Annotated in this window: 1 protein-coding gene; it reads left to right on the top strand. The window is 68.9% G+C overall.

Translation table 11 applies throughout. The features are described from left to right. Positions 1–12 precede the first annotated feature (12 nt). The coding region (locus DK26_RS28280; protein ID WP_198162432.1) for a VCBS domain-containing protein at positions 13–1,053 on the top strand (1,041 nt) is incomplete at its 3' end.

Genomic DNA, 1,053 nt, shown 5'->3' with positions numbered 1-1,053 from the left:
GATGGCGCAACGGTGACCGAAGTCGGCTTCGGCGCGACCACCGGTACGGTCGGCAGCGCGCTCTCCGGAGCCTACGGGGCGCTGACACTGAATGCCGACGGCAGCTACAGCTACGCGCTCGACAACAGCGATCCCCGGGTCAACGCGCTGCGCGACGGCGAGACCCTGACGGAGGTGTTCACCTACCGGATCACCGATGCCGATGGCGACGAGTCGACGGCGACGCTGACCATCACGATCACCGGCCGCACGGATGGCACGACGCAGATCGTGCCGGGCGACATGAACGGCGCGGCGCATGGCGAGAACAGCGTCAGCGAGCGCGGCCTTGGCGATGCCGGGGACGCCAGCGAGACGACGACCGGCACGGTGACGGTGACGGCGCCGGACGGTCTTTCGACGGTGACGGTCGGCGGACGGGTGATCACCCTGGCCGAGCTCCAGGCGCTGGGGACATCGCCGATCACGGTGACGACCCCGAAGGGCATTCTGACGATCACCGGCTTCACGCCCGGCACGACGGTCGGCGGCGTGCCGATCGAAGGCGATCTGAGCTACAGCTACGAGCTGACCACGCTGCAGGACCACAGCGGCGGAGCTGTCGATGACGTGTTTGCGCTGGAGGTCGGCGATGCCGGCGGCGGCAGTGCGACCGGCACCCTGACGATCGCAATCGCCGACGCCGTGCCGCAGGCGCAGGACGATACTGCAACGATCGCGGAGGACGACGCCTCCGATACGGTCGACGGCAATGTCTTCTCCGGCGTGGGCCCCGGCGATGTCGCCGACAGCGCCGGCAATGACGGCCCGGCGACCGGCGGGCCAGTGACCGGCGTCGGCTTCGGCACGACGTCGGGAACGGTCGGCAGCGGGCTTTCGGGAGCCTACGGCACCCTGACGCTGAACGCCGACGGCAGCTACAGCTATCTGCTCGACAACGGCAATGCTGCCGTCAACGGCCTCCGCGACGGCCAGACCCTGACGGAGGTGTTCAGCTACCGGATCAGCGACGCCGATGGCAGCACCTCCGAAGCGACGCTGACGATCACGATC

Source organism: Allobosea sp. WAO, assembly GCF_001509835.1.
Lineage (GTDB): Bacteria > Pseudomonadota > Alphaproteobacteria > Rhizobiales > Beijerinckiaceae > Allobosea.
This window is presented reverse-complemented; position numbering and strand designations above follow the sequence as displayed.